Here is a 17,564-nt window from a genome sequence, read left to right as displayed (position 1 = left end):
GCGTAGTCAGCTGATAAATCGGCTAGTCTTGGCACTATCCACCACTAACAACTACAAAGACCATTCACTTATGCCAAATCTGAAACTCGATGCTTTTGACCGCAAGATACTCGAAGCCCTGCAACGGGATGGTCGCCTGAGCAACGTGCAACTGGCCGACGAGATTGGCCTGTCTGCATCACCTTGCCTGCGCCGCGTGCGCCTGCTCGAAGAAGCCGGGGTCATTCGCGGCTACCAGGCCACGCTGGATCGCGATGAAGTGGGCCTGGGCATGATGGTGTTTGTGGGCGTGAAGGTAGAGCGGCATAACGACACCGAGGCCAATGCCTTTCGTGAGGCGGTGACGGCACTGCCCGAGGTGATCTCGGCGTTCCTGGTGTCGGGGGAGTCGGACTTTCTGTTGCAGGTGGTGGTGCCGGATTTGCGCGGGTATGAACGGTTTGTCACCGGCAGCCTGTTGAAGCTGCCGGGGGTGAGGGATATCCGCAGCAACTTCGCGATCCAGACCGTAAAGACTCCGGGAGCGTTGCCGTTGGGCCATCTACCAACCTAACGGCCCACCACAAACCCATTGTGGGAGCGGGCTTGCTCGCGAAGGCGGCGTGTCAGCCGCTGAATTTGCCAGCTGACCCACCGCCTTCGCGAGCAAGCCCGCTCCCACAGTTTGATCTTCACTGTTCTTGAGGTTGGGGTCACGTCCACCAATAGCGCACGAGGTGGAAGAAGATGGGCGCCGCGAAGCACACGGAGTCCAACCGATCCAGCATGCCGCCGTGCCCTTCGATCATATGCCCCCAATCTTTCACGCCGCGATCGCGCTTGATCGCCGACATCACGATGCCGCCCGCAAACCCCAACAAGTTGATCAACAGCGCGATCAAAAACGACTGCCACGGGTTGAAGGGTGTGGTCCACCACAGCGCCGCACCGATCAGCGAGGAGAGCAGGATGCCGCCGACAAAACCTTCCACGGTCTTGGACGGCGACAGGTTGGGCGCGATCTTGTGCTTGCCGAACAGCTTGCCGCACACGTACTGCAGCACGTCCGAGAGCTGTACCACGATCACCAGGTAAGCGATCAGCAACAGGTTGCGGCCTTCGTAGCCCGGGATGTCGAGGGTCAGCAGAGCCGGTACGAACGACACGCAGAACACCGCGATCATCAGGCCCCACTGCACTTTCGAGGCGCGCTCCAGGAAGTGCGTGCTGTCGCCACCCAGTGACGCGAGGATCGGCAGCAGCAGGAACACGTACACCGGGATGAAGATCGAGAACAGCCCGTACCAATCCGAATAGATCAGCAGGTATTGCAGCGGCAGGGCCAGGTAGAACGCGGCCACCAGCGCCGGGTAATCGCTGCGGCGCGTGGGGGTGAGCGTGAGGAATTCACGCAGGGCGTAGAACGACACGGCGTAGAACAGCAGGATCACTGCGCCGGTGCCGAGCCAGAAGGCGATGCCGATCACCACCACCATCACCCACCAGGCATTGATGCGGGCGTTGAGGTTGTCGATCACCGCATTCGGTGTGCCACGGGTACGCAGCTTGAGGATCAGGCCGATCAGCGAGGCGAGCACCAGGATCGCGCCGATACCGCCGAACAACATCAGGGTTTGGCTAGGCATGTCAGACGTGCTCCGGGGCAAGGGCGAGCAGCGCGTCGCGGGTGCGGGCGAGAAAGGCGGCTTTGTCTTCGTCTTCTTCCAATTGCAGCGGCTTGCCGAAACTGGTGGTGCACAGCAGGGGCAGCGGCAACACGCGACCCTTGGGCATGACGCGGTTGAGGTTGGCAATCCACACCGGGATCAATTCGGCCTGTGGGTAACTTTTTGCCAGGTGATAAAGCCCGCTCTTGAACGGCAGCAAACCGTCTTCCAGGTTGCGTGTGCCCTCGGGAAAGATGATCAGCGAATCGCCAGCCTCAAGGGCGTTGAGCATGGGCTGCAGCGGGTTATCCACAGTGTCCTTGCGTTCACGGTCGATCAGCACGCCATTGAACACGCGGTTGATGATGTAGCGGCGCAGGGCACTTTTGTTCCAGTAATCGCTGCCGGCCACCGGGCGCGTGAATTTGCGCAGGTTTTGCGGCAGCGAGGCCCACAACAGCACAAAGTCGCCATGGCTGCTGTGGTTGGCGAAGTAGATGCGTTGCACCGGCACCGGCGCGCAACCAAGCCACAGGCTGCGGGCGCCCGTGACGGTGCGGGCCATGGAAGTAATCAGCGTGGCGACCACGGGTTCGAACATGGGGATTCCTTATCCGGCGAAAGGCAGCCAAGGGCTGGCGAGGACCACGCCCAGGGTCAGCAGCGCTTGCGCACCGAGCAGCCAGGCTTGTTTGCGCAACAGTTTGAGGGCGCCGCGACGGCGTTCGCTCCAGGGCCGGCCGACGCGCTTGGCCGATTGCAGGCCAAGGTCCACCAGCGCCTGGTCGAGGTCCGGGGTGCGTGCGGTGTCGCGGGCCAGCAGGGCGAACAGGTCGGCGTCGAAGGCCACGCGCAGCGCCCAATACTTTTGCAGCAGTCCCAGGATGATCATCCACAGGGCGAGCAGCAGGCAGAGGGTCGAGATACTTGCCAATAACAGTTGCGCAAGACCAAACAGAAAGCCGAGCAGCGTCAGGCCTGTGGATAACTGATCCAGGGAGCGGCCACGGCGCAACAGGCTGGCGACCACCTGGAGTTCCATATCAGCGGGCATGGGGCAAACCCTCCAAAGCTTCGCGGTGAGCGGGGTGCAGGACTACGTGGGTCCGCGCTGTACGAATAATAGCCAGTGCCTCGTCCACCGTGCTGGTGCGACCGGTGAGCATCAGCCAGGCGGCCACGGCAGTGGCACTGCGCGAATAGCCGAGGGCGCAGCACACCAGCAGCGGGCCGTGCGATCGCAGGCGTTCGATGGCTTGCGCGGCCTGCAGGCATTCGGCGGGCGTAGGCGCCACCAGGTCCAGTACGGGAATCGATTGGTAGGCGCGGCCCTGTGGATTAATCGGTAATTCGGCGCACAGGTCGACGATCGCCTTGAAAGGCTCTTGCTCATTCGTTGTCGGAATGCGCCCGAGCCAGACGTTATCCACAATCAGGTCCGGTTGTGGATGCTTGCGCGTCCACACACGTGAATTGACCCACGCCGCCGCCAAGTAGGGCGCGTACAGCCAACGTGCGGCGGGCGTGAGTCGGCCATCGGCGCGCTTCTGGAAGCCTGAAGCACCGAGCACGAAGTAGTTGGCCTTGATCAACGCCAGGGAAACCACCGGCCACAGTATCCACAGCCAGGCGCCGCGCAGCACCCAGGCCAACATCACCAGGAGCACCGCCCCCAGGCCGTAGCGCGCACCGATTTTCCAGCGTTGTACGTCCCGTGTCAGTCGCACATTCAACAATGGGCTGGGATGCTCCACCGGCCATAACCACACGCAAATCCAGCCAGCGAGAGCGCCTGTGGGTAAGTCGATAAAGTGATGTTGATAAGTGGTCAGCACCGAAATCCCGATCAAGGCGAACCAGCCATGCACCAGCCAGCGCCAGAGCCCTTGGGTATGGCGCTGGTACATCACCCACAGGATCACCAGCAGTGCGATATGCAGCGACGGCGCCTGGTTGAACGGCTTATCGAACCCTGCCAGCACCGCAAACAGCCAGCCGAACACACCGTCCAGCTCTGGCCGCTCGAAGGTGAAACGCAGCGGCCAGATCAGGAAGCAACTGACGGCGATCACCTGGGCAGTCAGCAGGCGCAGCGCATGTTGCTTGAGTTCATGGCGGGTGTTGGGCAGCAGCAGGGAAAAGCCGTAGAGCAGGTCGATGGACCAGTAGGGCACGATGGTCCATGCCCAGAAGGGCATGTGGGTTTCCCAGTCGAACACCAGGGTGCCGACGTCGCTGCGCTGGCTGGTGACCCACGTGGCAAAGCCGTAGGTGCTGAAAAACAGCGGTGCCAACACCAGCAGCCACAGGACGGCGGGCTTCAACAGGCCGGGTTCGCGCATGCTCAGATCTTCTGCGCCAGGGACACGGTGAAAATGCCCCACTCATCCACGCGTTGGGTGATCTTGCGGAAGCCGGCAGCTTCTACCAGCTGGTCCATTTCCGCCTGGCTGCGACGGCGCATCACCCAGGCCTGGCCCTGGCGGTGGCTGGTCAAGGCGCGGGCGATCAGTTCCAGTTGCGGGTGCCAGGGCTGGCCGGTGTAGACCAGATAGCCACCCGGTTCTACGGCCTCAGCCAGGCCAGCCAGGGAGCCGCCGACCATGGCGTTATCGGCGAACAATTCATACAGCCCGGACACCACCGCCAGCGTCGGCTTGGGGTCCAGTGCCGCGAGGTCGGCGCGATCAAACGCGTCACCTTTGACGAACTGCGCGATATCCCCCAGGCCTTTTTCGCGGATCAGCGCGCTACCGTCACGCACGTTGATGTCGCTGTAGTCGCGCAGCAGGATCGATTCCGGCAGCGGCGAAACGCCCTGCAAGGCTTCGAGGATGTAACGCCCATGGCCGGCGGCGATATCGACGATGCGTACTTCACGGCGTTCATCGCGCAACTTGGCCATGGCCAGGCGCAGCAGCTCCTCGACGTTCAACTTGCGCTGGCGAATGCCACGCCAGCCGATGGAGTTGAGGTAGTTGGTGTCGATCATCCGCCCCAGCCCGCCCTTGCCGGTGGGGGTGTTGCGGTACACGTAATCCAGGGTGCTGCCCGAGTCGAAACCGGTATCGAAGCCCAGCTTCACGCCGTCCGACAGGCTTTTGCCCAGGCCCATGCTGGCGCGGGTGAGGCGCCAGTACAGGTCGCGCAGGGAATTGCGCGGCAGTGGCGCGGCGAGGGCTTCGGATTCGGCGCAGGTGGCGCCTAGCTTGTCGGCATCCAGCAAGGACGCGCGGTCCAGCGGGTAGCTGAAGTTCTGCAGGATAAAGCGCCTGGCGCTGCTCACGGCGGTGGCCCGGTCGCGTTCGCCGAGGGTGTCGTGGAAGAAGCCCGGGAGAATGTGCAGCTCTTTTTTCAGGCTGCCGAGGCGGTCGAAAAACTGCTGCTGGGGTTTGCGGTGCACCACGAAGTCGGAGCCAGACACCAGCACTTGGGTCGGCACCTGGATCGCCTGGGCATCGGCTACAACACGGTCTGCCGCTTCATACAGGCCCAGCAGCACACTCACCGAGATGGCCTTGGTGATCAGCGGGTCGCTGTCGTAGGAGGCTACACGCTCCGGGTCATGGCTGAGGAACTTGGCCTTGACGTAGCTATTGACGAAGAAATTGCCGCGAAACTTGCGCATCAGCGCCAGGCCCGGGCGGGCGAAGGGCACGTACAGCTTGACCTTGAAGGCCGGGGAGGCGAGCACCAGCGCGCGGATCTTCGGTGCGTAATCGTGCACCCAGGTGGCTGCGATCACGGCGCCGACGCTCTGGGCGATGACCGCGAGGTTTTCTGCCGCGATGCCGTAGGTGGTGCCGATGTGGTCACAGAAGGTCTGCACGTCGCGGGCACTGGTGGCGAAGCTTGGGCTGTCGCCGCGCTCCCCGGGCGACTGGCCGTGACCACGGGCATCCCAGGCAAAGAAGTCGAATTGCGGCAGGTTCAGTTCATCCACCAGGTGCGCAATGCGCCCCGAATGCTCGTGGCCGCGATGGAACAGCAGGATCGCCTGGCGTGGCCCGGTGACGTCCGTGGCCGGCCAGTGGCGGTAGAAAAGCTCGACGCCATCATGGGTACTGAAGGTGTGCTCTTGCTGTTCGCGCATCGCAAAAATCCTTATGCAATCGGAGAGGTGTGTTCTTCTTTGAGGCCTTGGCGCACACGGTTGACCAAGGTGTAGGCGAGCAGGGCGGCGACCAGCCACATCACCGTGTTGACCCAGCCGGCACCCAGCCAGCCCAGGGCGACGCCGGTGGCCAGCACGCCGAGTACGAACGCCCGGTCGCTCTTGCCCATGGGCCCGTCGTAACGGCGTGACGCGCCGACCATCGGCCCGAGTACACCGGCGTATTCGCTGAACACCGCCAGCAGCGCCACCAGCAGCACGGGAATGAGGCTGACACCGGGGATCAGCGCAAATGGCAGGATCAGCGCGCTGTCGGCGATCACGTCACACAGCTCATTGAGGTAGGCACCCAGTCGCGACTGCTGGCCGAATTCCCGGGCGAGCATGCCGTCGATGGCATTGAGGGCCATGCGCAGGATCATCCACAGCGGAATCAGCGCAAACAGCCAGAGGTGTTGGGCAAACGCGGCGATCAATGCGCCGACCAACAAGGACACGACGCCAGCCAGCACGGTGATCTGGTTGGCCGTGGTGCCATTGTCGTAGAGACGCTGCACAAGCGGGCGCAGCAGGTTTTGAAAACGCGGCTTGAGTTGATAGATCGAAATCATGGGGGGTGACGCTTCCTTGTCCGTGGACCCGCGAAAAACTGTTTCGGAGTGTGCCGATTAATCACGGCCTGCACCAGTGATGGCTCGTGTTTATGGGGGTTTAGTCACGGTCTTGCAGACGCTGGGGAACAAATGTGGGAGCGGGCTTGCTCGCGAATGCGGTGGGACAGTCACAACAGGGGTGGCTGACCCACCGCATTCGCGAGCAAGCCCGCTCTCACAGGGGAACTGCGGTGGGTTCAAAACCTGCATTCATAGGACAAAAATTTCACGCTCCGTGTTATATCGTAACTAATTGTGTGTTAACGGGCGTTGAGTGGATGCAAGTGGATCTGGAAGCTGACGGCGCTTCGGTGGAAGGCCTTCCGCGTTTTCAACAGGGGGTGTTTCACGCCCGTCGATTGCGCCAAGCCGGCATCAGCCTGACAACCCTGGCCGTGGCCGGTTGGATACTGGCGCTGTTTGTCGCCCTGTTTGCCCCGCTGTCGATCTGGCCGGTGGTGCTGATCACCTGTTCGTCGGCGCTGCTGGTGCTGGTGGCCGGGTTGCAATCGGCGTGGTGGGTGGCCGATTGGCGTGCCCAGGTGCTGGAGGAACCCGCCGAATCACTGATTGAGCCGCCCGTCGATGACGTGGCGGGGTATTCGCGCCTTGTCGGGCGTTTGCGCAATGGCCTGCTGGCCCAGATTGGTGCGCCGGTGCTGTGGCTGGCGGGTTGGTCGTTGCTGGCGCTCGTCAGCCTTATCGAATTCTGGAACCTGACCTTGCCCGCTGCGCCCGTCGGCCAATCGGCGAGCATCGGTGCCGCGCTGGCGTTGGCCTTGGCGTTTGGCCTGCTGGTGTTCGAGCGCCGCCTGGCTCAGGAATCCGTGGCCCAATGGCCGGAAGCTTCGCCACTGGCGCAATTGAGCCGGGTAGCGATTGTTTGCCTGGTGGTCAGTGCGCTGTGTTTGCTGTTTGCCGGTGCGGCGTCTGTGTGGCCGCTGCGCCTGGCCGTGCTGGTCGGCCTGCTGCCGGGGCTGGTGGCCGTGGAGTTTTTGCTGCGGGCCGTGCTGTCGCTGTTCAGCCCACACCAGCCACGCCTTGAACCGCGCCTGATGGCGCAGAGTTTTATCGCCGGGCTGCTGCGCTGGCCGCCGCAGCCCTTGCTGGCCTTGCAGCACGAACTGCACAACCGCTTTGGTATCGATCTGCGCCAGATTTGGGCGTTTACCTACATGCGCCGGGCGTTTCTGCCGGTGCTGCTGGTGGTGCTGGCGGTGGGCTGGGCGTTGACCGGCGTGCATGAAGTGCCACTGCAAGGCCGTGGGATCTATGAGCGCTTCGGCAAACCTGTGGAAGTGTTCGGCCCCGGCCTGCACGCCGGGTTGCCGTGGCCGTTGGGCCGCGTATTGGCTGTGGAAAACGGCGTGGTGCATGAGCTGGCGACCAGCGTCAGCGAAGCCTCCACCCCGGAACTGGCACCCGCCGAAGGCCCGGCTCCGCTGATCGCCAACCGTTTGTGGGACGCCAGTCATGTGAATGACAAATCCCAGGTCATCGCCAGCAGCAGCGGCGACAAACAAGGCTTCCAGATCGTCAACATGGACGTGCGGTTCGTCTACCGCATCGGCCTGACTGACCGGGCTGCACTCGCCGCCACCTACAACAGCGCGGATGTGCCGACCCTGATCCGCAGCACCGCCAGCCGCATCCTCGTCCACGATTTTGCCTCACGCACCCTCGATGAATTGCTCGGTGAACAGCGCACCAGCCTTGCTGATGAAATAGGCCGCGCCGTGCAGGCCGACCTGCAGAAACTCGACAGTGGTGTCGAAATTCTCGCCACGGTGGTGGAAGCGATTCACCCGCCGGCGGGTGCCGCCAATGCCTATCACGGGGTGCAAGCGGCGCAGATTGGCGCCCAGGCGCTGATTTCCCGCGAACGTGGCGCGGCCAGCGAGCAGACCAACCAGGCCCTGCTGCAAGCCAGCACCGTACGCGATGAGGCCCAGGCCACCGCGCGCGAAGTGAGCGCCGGCGCCAGAGCGGCGGACCTGCGTTTTGCCGCCGAACAAAAGGCCTACGCGACGGCGGGCCAGGCGTTCGTGCTGGAGCAATACCTCGGCCAGCTCAGCCAAGGCCTGGCCCACGCCAAGCTGCTTATCCTGGATCATCGCCTGGGTGCCGACGGCGCGCCGACGATCGATCTGCGTTCTTTTACTTTGCCGGCCGACCCTTCGGTGCCGCATAAAGCCGTTCAATAAGGAGTCTGTCTGTTGAGCGCTCATTCTCACGATCACGGTCATCATCACCATCATGGCCATCACCACCACCATCATCATGGTGACGAACCGGCGGGCGGCCCGTTCCCTTGGCGACGCATGGCGTGGGCGGTGCTGCTGGTGTTGTTTGCCCTGGCAGCGGCCAGCCTGGTGCAAGTGCGTTCCGGCGAGGCCACAGTGATCACCCGCTTCGGCAACCCATCCCGTGTGTTGCTGGAACCGGGCCTGGGCTGGCGCTGGCCGGCGCCGTTCGAGGCGGCGATCCCGGTGGACCTGCGCCTGCGCACCACCTCCAGCGGTTTGCAGGACGTGGGCACCCGCGATGGCCTGCGCATCATCGTGCAGGCTTACGTGGCGTGGCAGGTGCAGGGCGACGCCGACAACGTGCAGCGCTTCATGCGCGCGGTGCAGAACCAGCCGGATGAAGCGGCGCGGCAGATTCGCACCTTCGTCGGCTCGGCGCTGGAAACCACCGCCGCCAGCTTTGACCTGTCCAGCCTGATCAACACCGACGCCAGCCAGGTGCGCATCGCTGATTTCGAAGCGCAATTGCGCCAGCAGATTGATCAACAATTGCTCACCACCTATGGCGTGCGTGTGGCGCAAGTGGGCATCGAGCGGCTGACCTTGCCGTCGGTGACGCTCACCGCCACCGTCGACCGCATGCGCGCCGAGCGTGAAACCATCGCCACCGAGCGCACCGCCGTGGGCAAGCGTGAAGCGGCGCAGATCCGTTCGGCTGCCGAGCGTGATGCGCGCATTGTGCAAGCCGATGCCACGGTGAAAGCCGCCGATATCGAGGCGCAATCGCGGGTCGAAGCGGCGCAAATTTATGGGCGTGCCTACGCCGGTAACCCGCAGCTGTACAACCTGCTGCGCTCCCTGGATACGTTGGGCACGGTGGTGACGCCGGGCACCAAGATCATCCTGCGCACCGATGCCGCGCCGTTCCGCGCCTTGGTGGACGGGCCGAAGGACGTCCAGCCATGACCGAGCGTGACAGCCCGGACAGCCCGTGGATCCAGGCCGGGCGCCTGACCTTCCTGGCGCTGTACGCGGTGACCGTGTTGGCGGCGTTGGCCTGGGCATTTTCCAATGTGCGCCAGATCGACCCGCAGAACCGCGCCGTGGTGCTGCACTTCGGCGCCCTGGACCGGATTCAGAATGCCGGCCTGTTACTGGCCTGGCCGCAACCGTTCGAGCAGGTTGTGTTGCTGCCGGCCGCCGACCGAGTGATTGAGCGCCGGGTCGAAAACCTGCTGCGTTCCGACACGGCGATCCAGGCCGACCGCGTGGCGAGTTTTGCCACGCCGTTGAGCGACGCCCTGGCCGGCTCCGGTTACCTGCTGACCGGTGACGCCGGTGTGGTGCAGCTGGATGTGCGGGTGTTCTACAAAGTCACCGAGCCCTACGCGTTTGTGCTGCAGGGCGAGCATGTGTTGCCAGCGCTGGATCGCCTGGTGACCCGCAGCGCCGTGGCCCTGACGGCGGCCCGTGACCTGGACACTATTCTGGTGGCGCGCCCCGAACTGATCGGCACCGACAATGGCGCCGCCGAGCGCCGTGAGCGGCTGCGCGGTGACTTGGTACAAGGCATCAATAAGCGCTTGGCTGAATTGGCCTCGACGGGGCTTGGGCTCGGCATCGAGGTGACCCGCGTCGACGTGCAATCGAGCCTGCCGGGCCCGGCGGTGAATGCCTTCAACGCGGTGCTGACCGCCAGCCAACAAGCTGACAAAGCCGTGGCCAATGCACGCACCGACGCCGAAAAACTCACCCAGACCGCCAACCAGCAAGCCGACCGCCTGGTGCAGGTGGCCCATGCCCAGGCCAGCGAGCGCCTGGCCAATGCTCAGGCGCAAACTGCCACAGTCGCCAGCCTTGCCCAGGTCAAAGACCCGGGCTTGCTGTTGCGCCTGTACCGCGAGCGCTTGCCGAAGATTCTCGGCCAGGCCGGCTCGGTGACCACGGTCGATCCTAAAGACGACTCCCGCTTGATCATTCAGGGAGCCGAACAATGAGCGCACCCATGCTGACTTCCGCCGAGCAGCGCAGTGCTGCCCGGCAATTGACCTTGGCCATGCTGGCCCTGGGTTTGCTGGTGCTGGGGCTGGTGTGGCGCTGGCTGGCACCGGACCAGACGGGCGTCAGCCAATTGTTGCTGGGCGTGGCCTCGTTGCTGGTGGCCGTGCCGGTGATGCGTTCGGCCTGGTACAGCCTGCGTTACCCGAGCCTGCATGGCATCACCGACCAGTTGATCGCCTTGGCGATGATGGGCGCGTGGGCCACTGGCGACCTGCTCACCGCCGCATTGCTGCCCATCATCATGATCTTCGGCCATGTGCTGGAAGAGCGCAGTGTGATCGGGTCCCAGGAAGCGATCCACGCATTGGGCAAGCTGACCCGCAGCCATGCGCGCTTGGTGCAGGCCGACGGCAGCATTGTCGAGGTGGACAACGGCACACTGAACACTGGGGATATCGTCGAAGTGCGTGCCGGCGACCGCGTGCCCGCCGACGGTGTGGTGCTGTCCGGCCAGGCGAGCCTGGACACGGCGCCGATCACCGGCGAGTCGGTGCCGCTGGAAGCCAGCGTCGGCGTGCAGGTGTTTGGCGGGGCGATCAACCTGGATGGCTTGCTGCGCCTGCAGGTGACCCGCACCGGCAATGAGTCGACCCTGGGCAAAGTCATCGCACTGATGCAGAACGCCGAACGTTCCAAGCCGCCGATCACGCGGCTGCTGGAGCGTTATGCCGGCAGCTACATGGTGCTGGTGTTGCTGCTGGCGGCGGTGACCTGGTTTGTGACCAACGACGCGCAGGCAATGTTGGCGGTGTTGGTCGCTGCGTGCCCGTGTGCGTTGGTGCTGTCCGCGCCGGCCACGGCGATTGCCGGGATTGCGGTGGCGGCGCGTCATGGGATTCTGATCCGCAGCTCGGCGTTCCTCGAAGAACTGGCCGACCTGACCTCCCTGGTGGTCGACAAGACTGGCACCCTGACTTACGGCACCCTGCGCCTGCAATCGATCGAGACGCGCGCGCCGGATCGCCAGGTGCTGCTGAATCTGGCTGCGAGCCTGGGTTCGGCCAGCAGTCACCCGGTCAGCCGGGCGTTGGCAGGGCTGGCGACCCAGGAGCAGTTGTTGGTGCTCACGGATATTCGCGAACGCCAGGGCCTCGGCGTGGTGGCGCAGACCGAGCAAGGCGAAGCGGCGTTGGGGCGCCCGGAGTTGTTTGAGCAGTTGGGCATCGTCACCACTGCGGTGCCGAATCACGATGGCCCGATTGCCGGGCTGGCGCTGGACGGGCAGTTCCTCGCCTGGTTGCTGCTCGCGGACAGCGTCAAGCCGGAAGCCCGCCAAGCCCTGCAAGAATTGCGGGAGTTGGGCCTGGGCCGGCAATTGCTGCTGACGGGCGACCGCCAGAGCGTGGCCGACAATCTGGCGCTGGACGTGGGCATCAGCGACGTCGAGGCGCAGGCGTTGCCGGAAGACAAGCTCAACCGGGTGCTGGGTGAGATCGGCAACGGCTTCCGCCCGATGGTGGTGGGCGATGGGATCAACGATTCCCTGGCGCTCAAAGCCGGGGTGGTGGGTGTGGCGATGGGGGCGGGCGGGGCGGATATCGCCCTGGCGTCGGCAGACGTGGTGCTGATCGGCAGTGACTTGCGTCGCCTGGGCACCTGCGTGCGCTTGAGTCGTCAGTGCCGGCAGACGCTGCAGGTCAACGTGATCATCGGCCTGGGCTGGACGCTGGCCATCGTGGTATTTGCTGCATTTGGCTGGTTGGGGGCGGCGGGCGCCATGATCGCAGCGGTGCTGCACAACCTCAGTACCCTGCTGGTATTGGGCAACGCCGGGCGTTTGCTACGCTTCCAGGAACCGCTTTTGAAGCTCGACGAATAATTTTCAGAAATATTTGCACACGGCTGTAACGCCGATGAGGGACCTCACTCTAGTGGTATGTCGAGACTGAACAATCCGTTCAGACCGACACCCCTACCGATCATGAGGATACAAAAATGAACTTCAAATCCGCTGCTGCTGGTGCCGCCCTCGCAATGGCCGCCGCTACCATGTTTGCTGGTGTTGTCACCCAGGCTCAAGCCGCTGACATGTCTGTGCACTGCTACGGCATCAACGCCTGCAAAGGCCAGAACGACTGCAAAACCAAGGACCACGCTTGCAAAGGCCAGGGTTCTTGCAAAGGCCAAGGCTTCAAAGTTCAAGCCAGCGCTGATGCTTGCACCAAGGCTGGCGGTACCGTCGGCGAATAACCGGCAACCGAGTGCTCCCGCAGCGGATGCCCCCCACCGCTGCGGACACTTTGCCCAGGAGTGAATGATGTCCGCTTCTCTTCCGAGCCTGGGTTATGGCCTGGGTCTACGCAGTGAGTACTACCAGCAGATCCTTGAACAGTCGCCGGCCGTGGATTGGTTCGAAGTGATCTCCGAGAATTATCTGGTGCAGGGCGGCAAGGCCTTGTACTACCTGGACGCGATAGCCGAGCGCTATCCCCTGGTGATGCATGGCGTGTCCCTGTCTATCGGCGGACCCCATGCCCTTGATACTGATTACCTGAAACAGCTCAAACAGCTCGCCGAGCGCATCCAACCGGCGTGGGTGTCCGATCACCTGTGCTGGAGCCGCGGTAGCGCCCATCAATTGCATGACCTGCTGCCCCTGCCTTATACCGAAGAAAGCCTGTACCACGTGGCTGGCCGCGTGCGCCAAGTGCAAGACGTGTTGCAGCGCCCGTTGGTACTGGAAAATGTCTCCAGCTACGTGCGCTCCAAGGCCGATGAATTCACCGAGTGGGAATTCCTCAACGCCCTGGCTCACCTGACGGGCTGCCAGCTGCTGCTGGACGTCAACAACGTGTACGTCAGCTCGCGCAACCATGGGTTCGATGCCTGGACGTTCATCCGCAACTTGCCGCCTGAAAGCATCCGCCAACTGCACCTGGCTGGGCATATGGACTATGGCGACTATGTCGTCGATACCCATGACCACCCGGTGTGCGATCCGGTGTGGGCGTTGTACCAGCAGACGTTGGAGCACCTGGGGCCGGTCTCGACCTTGTTGGAGCGCGACGACCATTTCCCACCGTTCGAAGAGCTGCTCACCGAGCTGGGCAAGGCCCGTGAGCTGGGCGCTTCGGCGTTGGCCAGGAGGTCTTTATGCGCCTGACCGATTGGCAGCTGGCTTTCGAACAGCATCTGTTATCCGAGACTTGCGTCGCCAACAGCGGGTTTGCCGCCACGTTGTTGGGTGGGCCGACACTGGATGTGGACACGGGCCTGGCGATTTATCACAACGCCTACGTGTCGCGGTTGCAGGAAGTGTTGCGGCATGACTTCGGCGCCATCTGGTATTGGCTGGGGGATGACGAGTTTGCGCTGTTGACCCACGCTTATGTGCGTCGTTATCCGTCTGCCCATTACAGCCTGCGCTGGCTGGGCGAGCGTTTCCCGGCGTTTATCGTGGAGCACCTGGTGGCCGAACAAAGCGCGCCATTGGCTGAGCTGGCGCGATTGGAATGGGCCTTCACCCTGGCGTTCGATGCGCCGCAGGGCGAGCCGCTGACCCTCAATGACATGGCGCAACTGGCGCCTGAAGAGTGGCCAGGCCTGCAAGTGACCTTGGCGCCATCGGTGCAGCAGATGCTGTGTCATTTCAACAGTGTGGCGATCTGGCGTGCCAGCAAGGATGAGTCGGACTTCCCCAACAGTCAGGCCCTGGAACTGGCGCAGATTTGCCTGGTGTGGCGCCACCAGAATGTGTGCCATTACCGCAGCCTGGAACCCGCCGAGGCCTGTGCGCTGGCCGGGATGGTGACCACTGGCTGGAATTTTTCAGAACTGTGCGAGCAGTTGCTAGTCACTTATGCAGAGGGTGCGCCACTGCAAGCGGTGACGTGGCTGAAACAGTGGATCCAAGACGGTTTGCTCGAGCGCCGAGCCCCATAGAGGAACGCTATCAAATCGATAGCCTCCTACTTTGTCTTCGGATGGTCTACCCTCACTCCAGACGTCTGAAACAAGGGGGGACTACTCATGCTCGCGCAACTTCCACCGGCCTTACAGAATCTTCAGCTACCGCTGCGTCTTCGACTCTGGGACGGCCATGAATTCAACTTGGGCCCCGAGCCCAGTGTGACTATCGTGGTGAAGGACCCCACGGTCGTGACCAAGCTGACCCATCCCACGCTCGATTCATTGGGCGAAGCCTTCGTCGAGGGCAAACTGGAGCTGGAAGGCTCCATCGCCGAGGTCATCCGGGTGTGTGACGAATTGAGTCACGCCCTGATCGAAGACGACGAGGGGAGTCGTCCGGTGCGCTCGATCCACGACAAGGCCACTGACGCAGCGGCTATTTCCTACCATTACGACCTGTCCAACGAGTTCTACCAGCTTTGGCTGGATCAGGACATGGCGTACTCCTGCGGTTATTTCGAAACCGGCAGCGAATCCATCGACCAGGCCCAACAAGACAAATTCCGCCACCTGTGCCGCAAGTTGCGCTTGCAGCCGGGCGAGTATCTGCTCGACGTCGGCTGTGGTTGGGGCGGGCTGGCGCGGTTTGCGGCGCGGGAGTTCGGGGTCAAAGTGTTTGGTATCACCTTGAGCAAAGAGCAGTTGGCGTTGGCCCGTGAGCGGGTGAAAGCCGAAGGCCTGGAAGACCAGGTCGACCTGCAACTGCTCGACTATCGCGACCTGCCGCAAGACGGACGTTTCGACAAAGTGGTCAGCGTGGGCATGTTCGAACACGTGGGCCACGCCAATCTGGCGGAGTACTGCAAGGTGCTGTTCGGCGCGGTACGTGAAGGTGGCCTGGTGATGAACCATGGCATTACCGCCAAGCACACCGATGGCCGCCCGGTAGGGCGGGGCGCCGGTGAGTTTATTGAGCGTTACGTGTTCCCCAATGGCGAGCTGCCGCACCTGGCGATGATGACCGCGGAAATCAGCGAAGTCGGGCTGGAAGTGGTGGACGTTGAAAGCCTGCGCCTGCACTACGCGCGCACGCTGGACCATTGGAGCGAGCGCCTGGAAGATAACCTGGAAGCGGCAGCCAAGATGGTGCCGGAGCAGGCGTTGCGCATCTGGCGGCTGTACCTGGCCGGTTGCGCCTATGCGTTTGCCCGGGGCTGGATCAACCTGCACCAGATATTGGCGGTGAAGCCTCACGCCGATGGCAGCCATGATTTGCCGTGGACGCGGGAAGATATCTATCGCTGATTGACTGCAACACCGGAGATCCAAAAACTGTGGGAGCTGGCTTGCCTGCGATGGCGGTGTATCAGGACCGGATAAGTCGACTGATACACCGCCATCGCAGGCAAGCCAGCTCCCACATTGATTTGGTGTTGCCAGCTAGAGAATGGGTGAGATCAAGCGGGCCACCCGCATGCCCAGCTGTTGCAGGCGACGTGTCTGACGGCTTTCTTCCTGGCTGACTTCATGGGCCAGGGCGAAGTCATCCAACAGCATCTGTTCCACTTGGCTGGCGAAGGCTTCGTCCACCGTCAGCAACATCACTTCGAAATTCAGCCGGAATGAACGGTTGTCCATGTTCGCACTGCCGATGGCGCTGATTTCGCTGTCGACCAGTACCACCTTCTGATGCAGAAACCCTGGCGTGTAGCGGAACACCCGCACCCCGGCGCGCACGGCTTCGATCGCGTAGAGGCTGGAGGCGGCGTAGACGATGCGGTGGTCGGGCCGCGACGGCAGCAGCAGGCGCACGTCAACGCCGCGCAATACCGCCAGGCGCAGGGCGGAGAAGACCGCTTCATCGGGAATGAAATACGGGCTGGTGATCCACACCCGTTCAGTTGCCGCATGAATGGCCTCGACAAAAAACAGCGAGCAGGTTTCATACGGGTCGGCCGGGCCGCTGGCGAGCAGTTGGCAGAGCACGCCGTCTTCGGGGTAAGCGTCCGGCAGGATAAGCGGCGGCAGCTCCCGCGCGGCCCAGAACCAGTCTTCGGCAAACGACTCCTGCAAACACGCGACCACCGGGCCGGTCACCTGCACGTGGGTATCGCGCCAGGGCGCCAGTGGCGGTTTTTTACCCAGGTACTCGTCACCCACGTTATGCCCGCCGACAAATCCGGTGATGCCGTCCACCACCACGATCTTGCGGTGGTTGCGGAAATTGACCTGAAACCGATTGAGCCAGCCGCTGCGTGTGGCGAATGCCTTGACCTGCACGCCGGCATCGCGCAGTGACTGCACATAACGGTGGGGCAGGGCATGGCTGCCGATACGGTCGTAGAGCACGTAAATGGCGACGCCTTCGGCGGCTTTTGCCTTGAGCAGCGCGTGCAGTTGGCGGCCGAGCTCGTCGTCGTGAATGATGAAGAACTGAAACAGCACGGCGGTCTTGGCGTTGCGGATCGCCTCGAAGATTGCGCTGAAGGTGGCCTCGCCATTGATCAGTAAGCGCACTTCATTGTTAGCCAGGCACGGCATGCGCCCCAGCTTGGGCATGGCGCGCAGGGACGCGTAGGCGCTGGAGTTGCGAGCAGCGAGGGCTTCTTCGACCCAGGGGCGCCAGTTCAATTCGGTGATGGCGGTGTGCATTTCCTGGTTGGCCTGGCGGCGGGCCTGGATGTAGGCGTCGAAGGTGCTGCGGCCGAAGATCAGGTAGGGGATCAGCGTCAGGTAGGGCATGAACATCAGCGACAAGGCCCAGGCGATCGAGCCTTGGGCAGTCCTGACGGTCAACACCGCGTGGATCGCGGCAAGGGTCCCGAGAAAGTGCAGCGTGGCGATGAAGTAGGCGAGCAGGTGCGGGCCAAAAAAATCCATGAACGACATGACTCCTGACAGTCCAGTGCCTAACAGACCATGAACGGCTGTGAATGTCGCTATTTTATTTGCCGTGCAACACTGGCCGCTTTGCGGCGTCTAACGCCCAACATTA

The 17,564-nt window shown here is 62.9% G+C and carries 16 protein-coding genes; 9 read left to right on the top strand and 7 right to left on the bottom strand.

Translation table 11 applies throughout. The features are described 5' to 3' along the window. Window positions 1-79 precede the first annotated feature (79 nt). Window positions 80-553, top strand: coding sequence for an Lrp/AsnC family transcriptional regulator (locus M2394_RS10720; RefSeq protein WP_176994674.1), 474 nt, complete (start codon window positions 80-82; stop codon window positions 551-553). Window positions 554-692: 139 nt separating this feature from the next. On the opposite strand, the gene M2394_RS10715 is transcribed toward M2394_RS10720, so the two are convergent. From M2394_RS10715 to M2394_RS10690, 6 genes are read right to left on the bottom strand one after another with little or no spacing between them, the layout of a single operon-like run. Continuing rightward, window positions 693-1,625 carry a phosphatidate cytidylyltransferase gene (locus tag M2394_RS10715; RefSeq protein ID WP_178924220.1) on the bottom strand — a complete coding sequence of 311 codons (933 nt, stop codon included), beginning with the start codon at window positions 1,623-1,625 and terminating at the stop codon, window positions 693-695. 1 nt (window position 1,626) lies between these two features. Continuing rightward, window positions 1,627-2,247, bottom strand: a complete 621-nt coding sequence (locus M2394_RS10710; RefSeq protein WP_259172437.1) for a 1-acyl-sn-glycerol-3-phosphate acyltransferase — start codon at window positions 2,245-2,247, stop codon at window positions 1,627-1,629. Between the two features lie 9 nt (window positions 2,248-2,256). Continuing rightward, entirely contained in the window at window positions 2,257-2,700 is a 444-nt protein-coding gene (locus M2394_RS10705) for a hypothetical protein (protein WP_176994554.1), read from the bottom strand. Further along, on the bottom strand, window positions 2,690-3,988 hold the full coding sequence (locus tag M2394_RS10700) for a phosphatase PAP2/dual specificity phosphatase family protein (RefSeq protein ID WP_259172436.1): 1,299 nt from the start codon (window positions 3,986-3,988) through the stop codon (window positions 2,690-2,692). Before M2394_RS10700 ends, M2394_RS10705 begins: the two co-directional genes overlap by 11 nt. A gap of 2 nt (window positions 3,989-3,990) precedes the next feature. Beyond that, window positions 3,991-5,739, bottom strand: a complete 1,749-nt coding sequence (locus tag M2394_RS10695) for a bifunctional alpha/beta hydrolase/class I SAM-dependent methyltransferase (RefSeq protein ID WP_259172435.1) — start codon at window positions 5,737-5,739, stop codon at window positions 3,991-3,993. 11 nt (window positions 5,740-5,750) lie between these two features. Then, on the bottom strand, window positions 5,751-6,371 hold the full coding sequence (locus tag M2394_RS10690; protein ID WP_178924211.1) for a CDP-alcohol phosphatidyltransferase family protein: 621 nt from the start codon (window positions 6,369-6,371) through the stop codon (window positions 5,751-5,753). A gap of 320 nt (window positions 6,372-6,691) precedes the next feature. Between M2394_RS10690 and hflK (M2394_RS10685) the strand changes: the two genes are divergently transcribed. From hflK (M2394_RS10685) to cfaB, 8 genes are all read left to right on the top strand, one after another. Beyond that, window positions 6,692-8,617 carry a protease modulator HflK gene (hflK, locus tag M2394_RS10685; protein ID WP_259172434.1) on the top strand — a complete coding sequence of 642 codons (1,926 nt, stop codon included), beginning with the start codon at window positions 6,692-6,694 and terminating at the stop codon, window positions 8,615-8,617. A gap of 9 nt (window positions 8,618-8,626) precedes the next feature. Beyond that, the gene (gene hflC / locus M2394_RS10680) at window positions 8,627-9,625 is read left to right on the top strand and encodes a protease modulator HflC (RefSeq protein WP_259172552.1); all 999 of its coding nucleotides are present in this window, start codon (window positions 8,627-8,629) and stop codon (window positions 9,623-9,625) included. Further along, window positions 9,622-10,656 carry a protease modulator HflK gene (gene hflK, locus M2394_RS10675; protein ID WP_259172433.1) on the top strand — a complete coding sequence of 345 codons (1,035 nt, stop codon included), beginning with the start codon at window positions 9,622-9,624 and terminating at the stop codon, window positions 10,654-10,656. The genes hflC and hflK (M2394_RS10675) overlap by 4 nt, the downstream gene beginning before the upstream one ends. Then, entirely contained in the window at window positions 10,653-12,539 is a 1,887-nt protein-coding gene (locus M2394_RS10670) for a cation-translocating P-type ATPase (protein WP_259172432.1), read from the top strand. The genes hflK (M2394_RS10675) and M2394_RS10670 overlap by 4 nt, the downstream gene beginning before the upstream one ends. 116 nt (window positions 12,540-12,655) lie before the next feature. Further along, window positions 12,656-12,910, top strand: coding sequence for a hypothetical protein (locus M2394_RS10665; RefSeq protein ID WP_176994547.1), 255 nt, complete (start codon window positions 12,656-12,658; stop codon window positions 12,908-12,910). Window positions 12,911-12,977: 67 nt separating this feature from the next. Beyond that, window positions 12,978-13,823, top strand: a complete 846-nt coding sequence (locus tag M2394_RS10660) for a DUF692 domain-containing protein (protein ID WP_259172431.1) — start codon at window positions 12,978-12,980, stop codon at window positions 13,821-13,823. Further along, window positions 13,814-14,602: a DNA-binding domain-containing protein gene (locus M2394_RS10655; RefSeq protein ID WP_178920495.1), complete on the top strand. Its 789-nt coding sequence runs from the start codon at window positions 13,814-13,816 to the stop codon at window positions 14,600-14,602. The genes M2394_RS10660 and M2394_RS10655 overlap by 10 nt, the downstream gene beginning before the upstream one ends. A gap of 87 nt (window positions 14,603-14,689) precedes the next feature. Beyond that, the gene (gene cfaB / locus M2394_RS10650) at window positions 14,690-15,874 is read left to right on the top strand and encodes a C17 cyclopropane fatty acid synthase CfaB (RefSeq protein WP_178920494.1); all 1,185 of its coding nucleotides are present in this window, start codon (window positions 14,690-14,692) and stop codon (window positions 15,872-15,874) included. Window positions 15,875-16,009: 135 nt separating this feature from the next. On the opposite strand, the gene cls is transcribed toward cfaB, so the two are convergent. Next, entirely contained in the window at window positions 16,010-17,449 is a 1,440-nt protein-coding gene (cls, locus tag M2394_RS10645) for a cardiolipin synthase (protein WP_259172429.1), read from the bottom strand. Between the last annotated feature and the right edge of the window lie 115 nt (window positions 17,450-17,564).

It is taken from the genome of Pseudomonas sp. BIGb0164 (assembly GCF_024810135.1).
Lineage (GTDB): Bacteria > Pseudomonadota > Gammaproteobacteria > Pseudomonadales > Pseudomonadaceae > Aquipseudomonas.
Note: the sequence above shows the minus strand (reverse complement) of the source record. Positions and strands in the feature narration are given on the sequence as shown.

Excerpts from the sequence above, each read along its gene's own strand:
- M2394_RS10670 (WP_259172432.1), top strand. The coding sequence starts at position 10,653 with ATGAGCGCACCCATGCTGACTTCCGCCGAGCAGCGCAGTGCTGCCCGG.
- M2394_RS10700 (WP_259172436.1), bottom strand. The coding sequence starts at position 3,988 with ATGCGCGAACCCGGCCTGTTGAAGCCCGCCGTCCTGTGGCTGCTGGTG.
- M2394_RS10665 (WP_176994547.1), top strand. The coding sequence starts at position 12,656 with ATGAACTTCAAATCCGCTGCTGCTGGTGCCGCCCTCGCAATGGCCGCC.
- M2394_RS10690 (WP_178924211.1), bottom strand. The coding sequence starts at position 6,371 with ATGATTTCGATCTATCAACTCAAGCCGCGTTTTCAAAACCTGCTGCGC.
- M2394_RS10710 (WP_259172437.1), bottom strand. The coding sequence starts at position 2,247 with ATGTTCGAACCCGTGGTCGCCACGCTGATTACTTCCATGGCCCGCACC.
- hflK (WP_259172434.1), top strand. The coding sequence starts at position 6,692 with ATGCAAGTGGATCTGGAAGCTGACGGCGCTTCGGTGGAAGGCCTTCCG.
- M2394_RS10705 (WP_176994554.1), bottom strand. The coding sequence starts at position 2,700 with ATGCCCGCTGATATGGAACTCCAGGTGGTCGCCAGCCTGTTGCGCCGT.
- cfaB (WP_178920494.1), top strand. The coding sequence starts at position 14,690 with ATGCTCGCGCAACTTCCACCGGCCTTACAGAATCTTCAGCTACCGCTG.
- M2394_RS10660 (WP_259172431.1), top strand. The coding sequence starts at position 12,978 with ATGTCCGCTTCTCTTCCGAGCCTGGGTTATGGCCTGGGTCTACGCAGT.
- cls (WP_259172429.1), bottom strand. The coding sequence starts at position 17,449 with ATGGATTTTTTTGGCCCGCACCTGCTCGCCTACTTCATCGCCACGCTG.
- M2394_RS10715 (WP_178924220.1), bottom strand. The coding sequence starts at position 1,625 with ATGCCTAGCCAAACCCTGATGTTGTTCGGCGGTATCGGCGCGATCCTG.
- M2394_RS10695 (WP_259172435.1), bottom strand. The coding sequence starts at position 5,739 with ATGCGCGAACAGCAAGAGCACACCTTCAGTACCCATGATGGCGTCGAG.
- hflK (WP_259172433.1), top strand. The coding sequence starts at position 9,622 with ATGACCGAGCGTGACAGCCCGGACAGCCCGTGGATCCAGGCCGGGCGC.
- M2394_RS10655 (WP_178920495.1), top strand. The coding sequence starts at position 13,814 with ATGCGCCTGACCGATTGGCAGCTGGCTTTCGAACAGCATCTGTTATCC.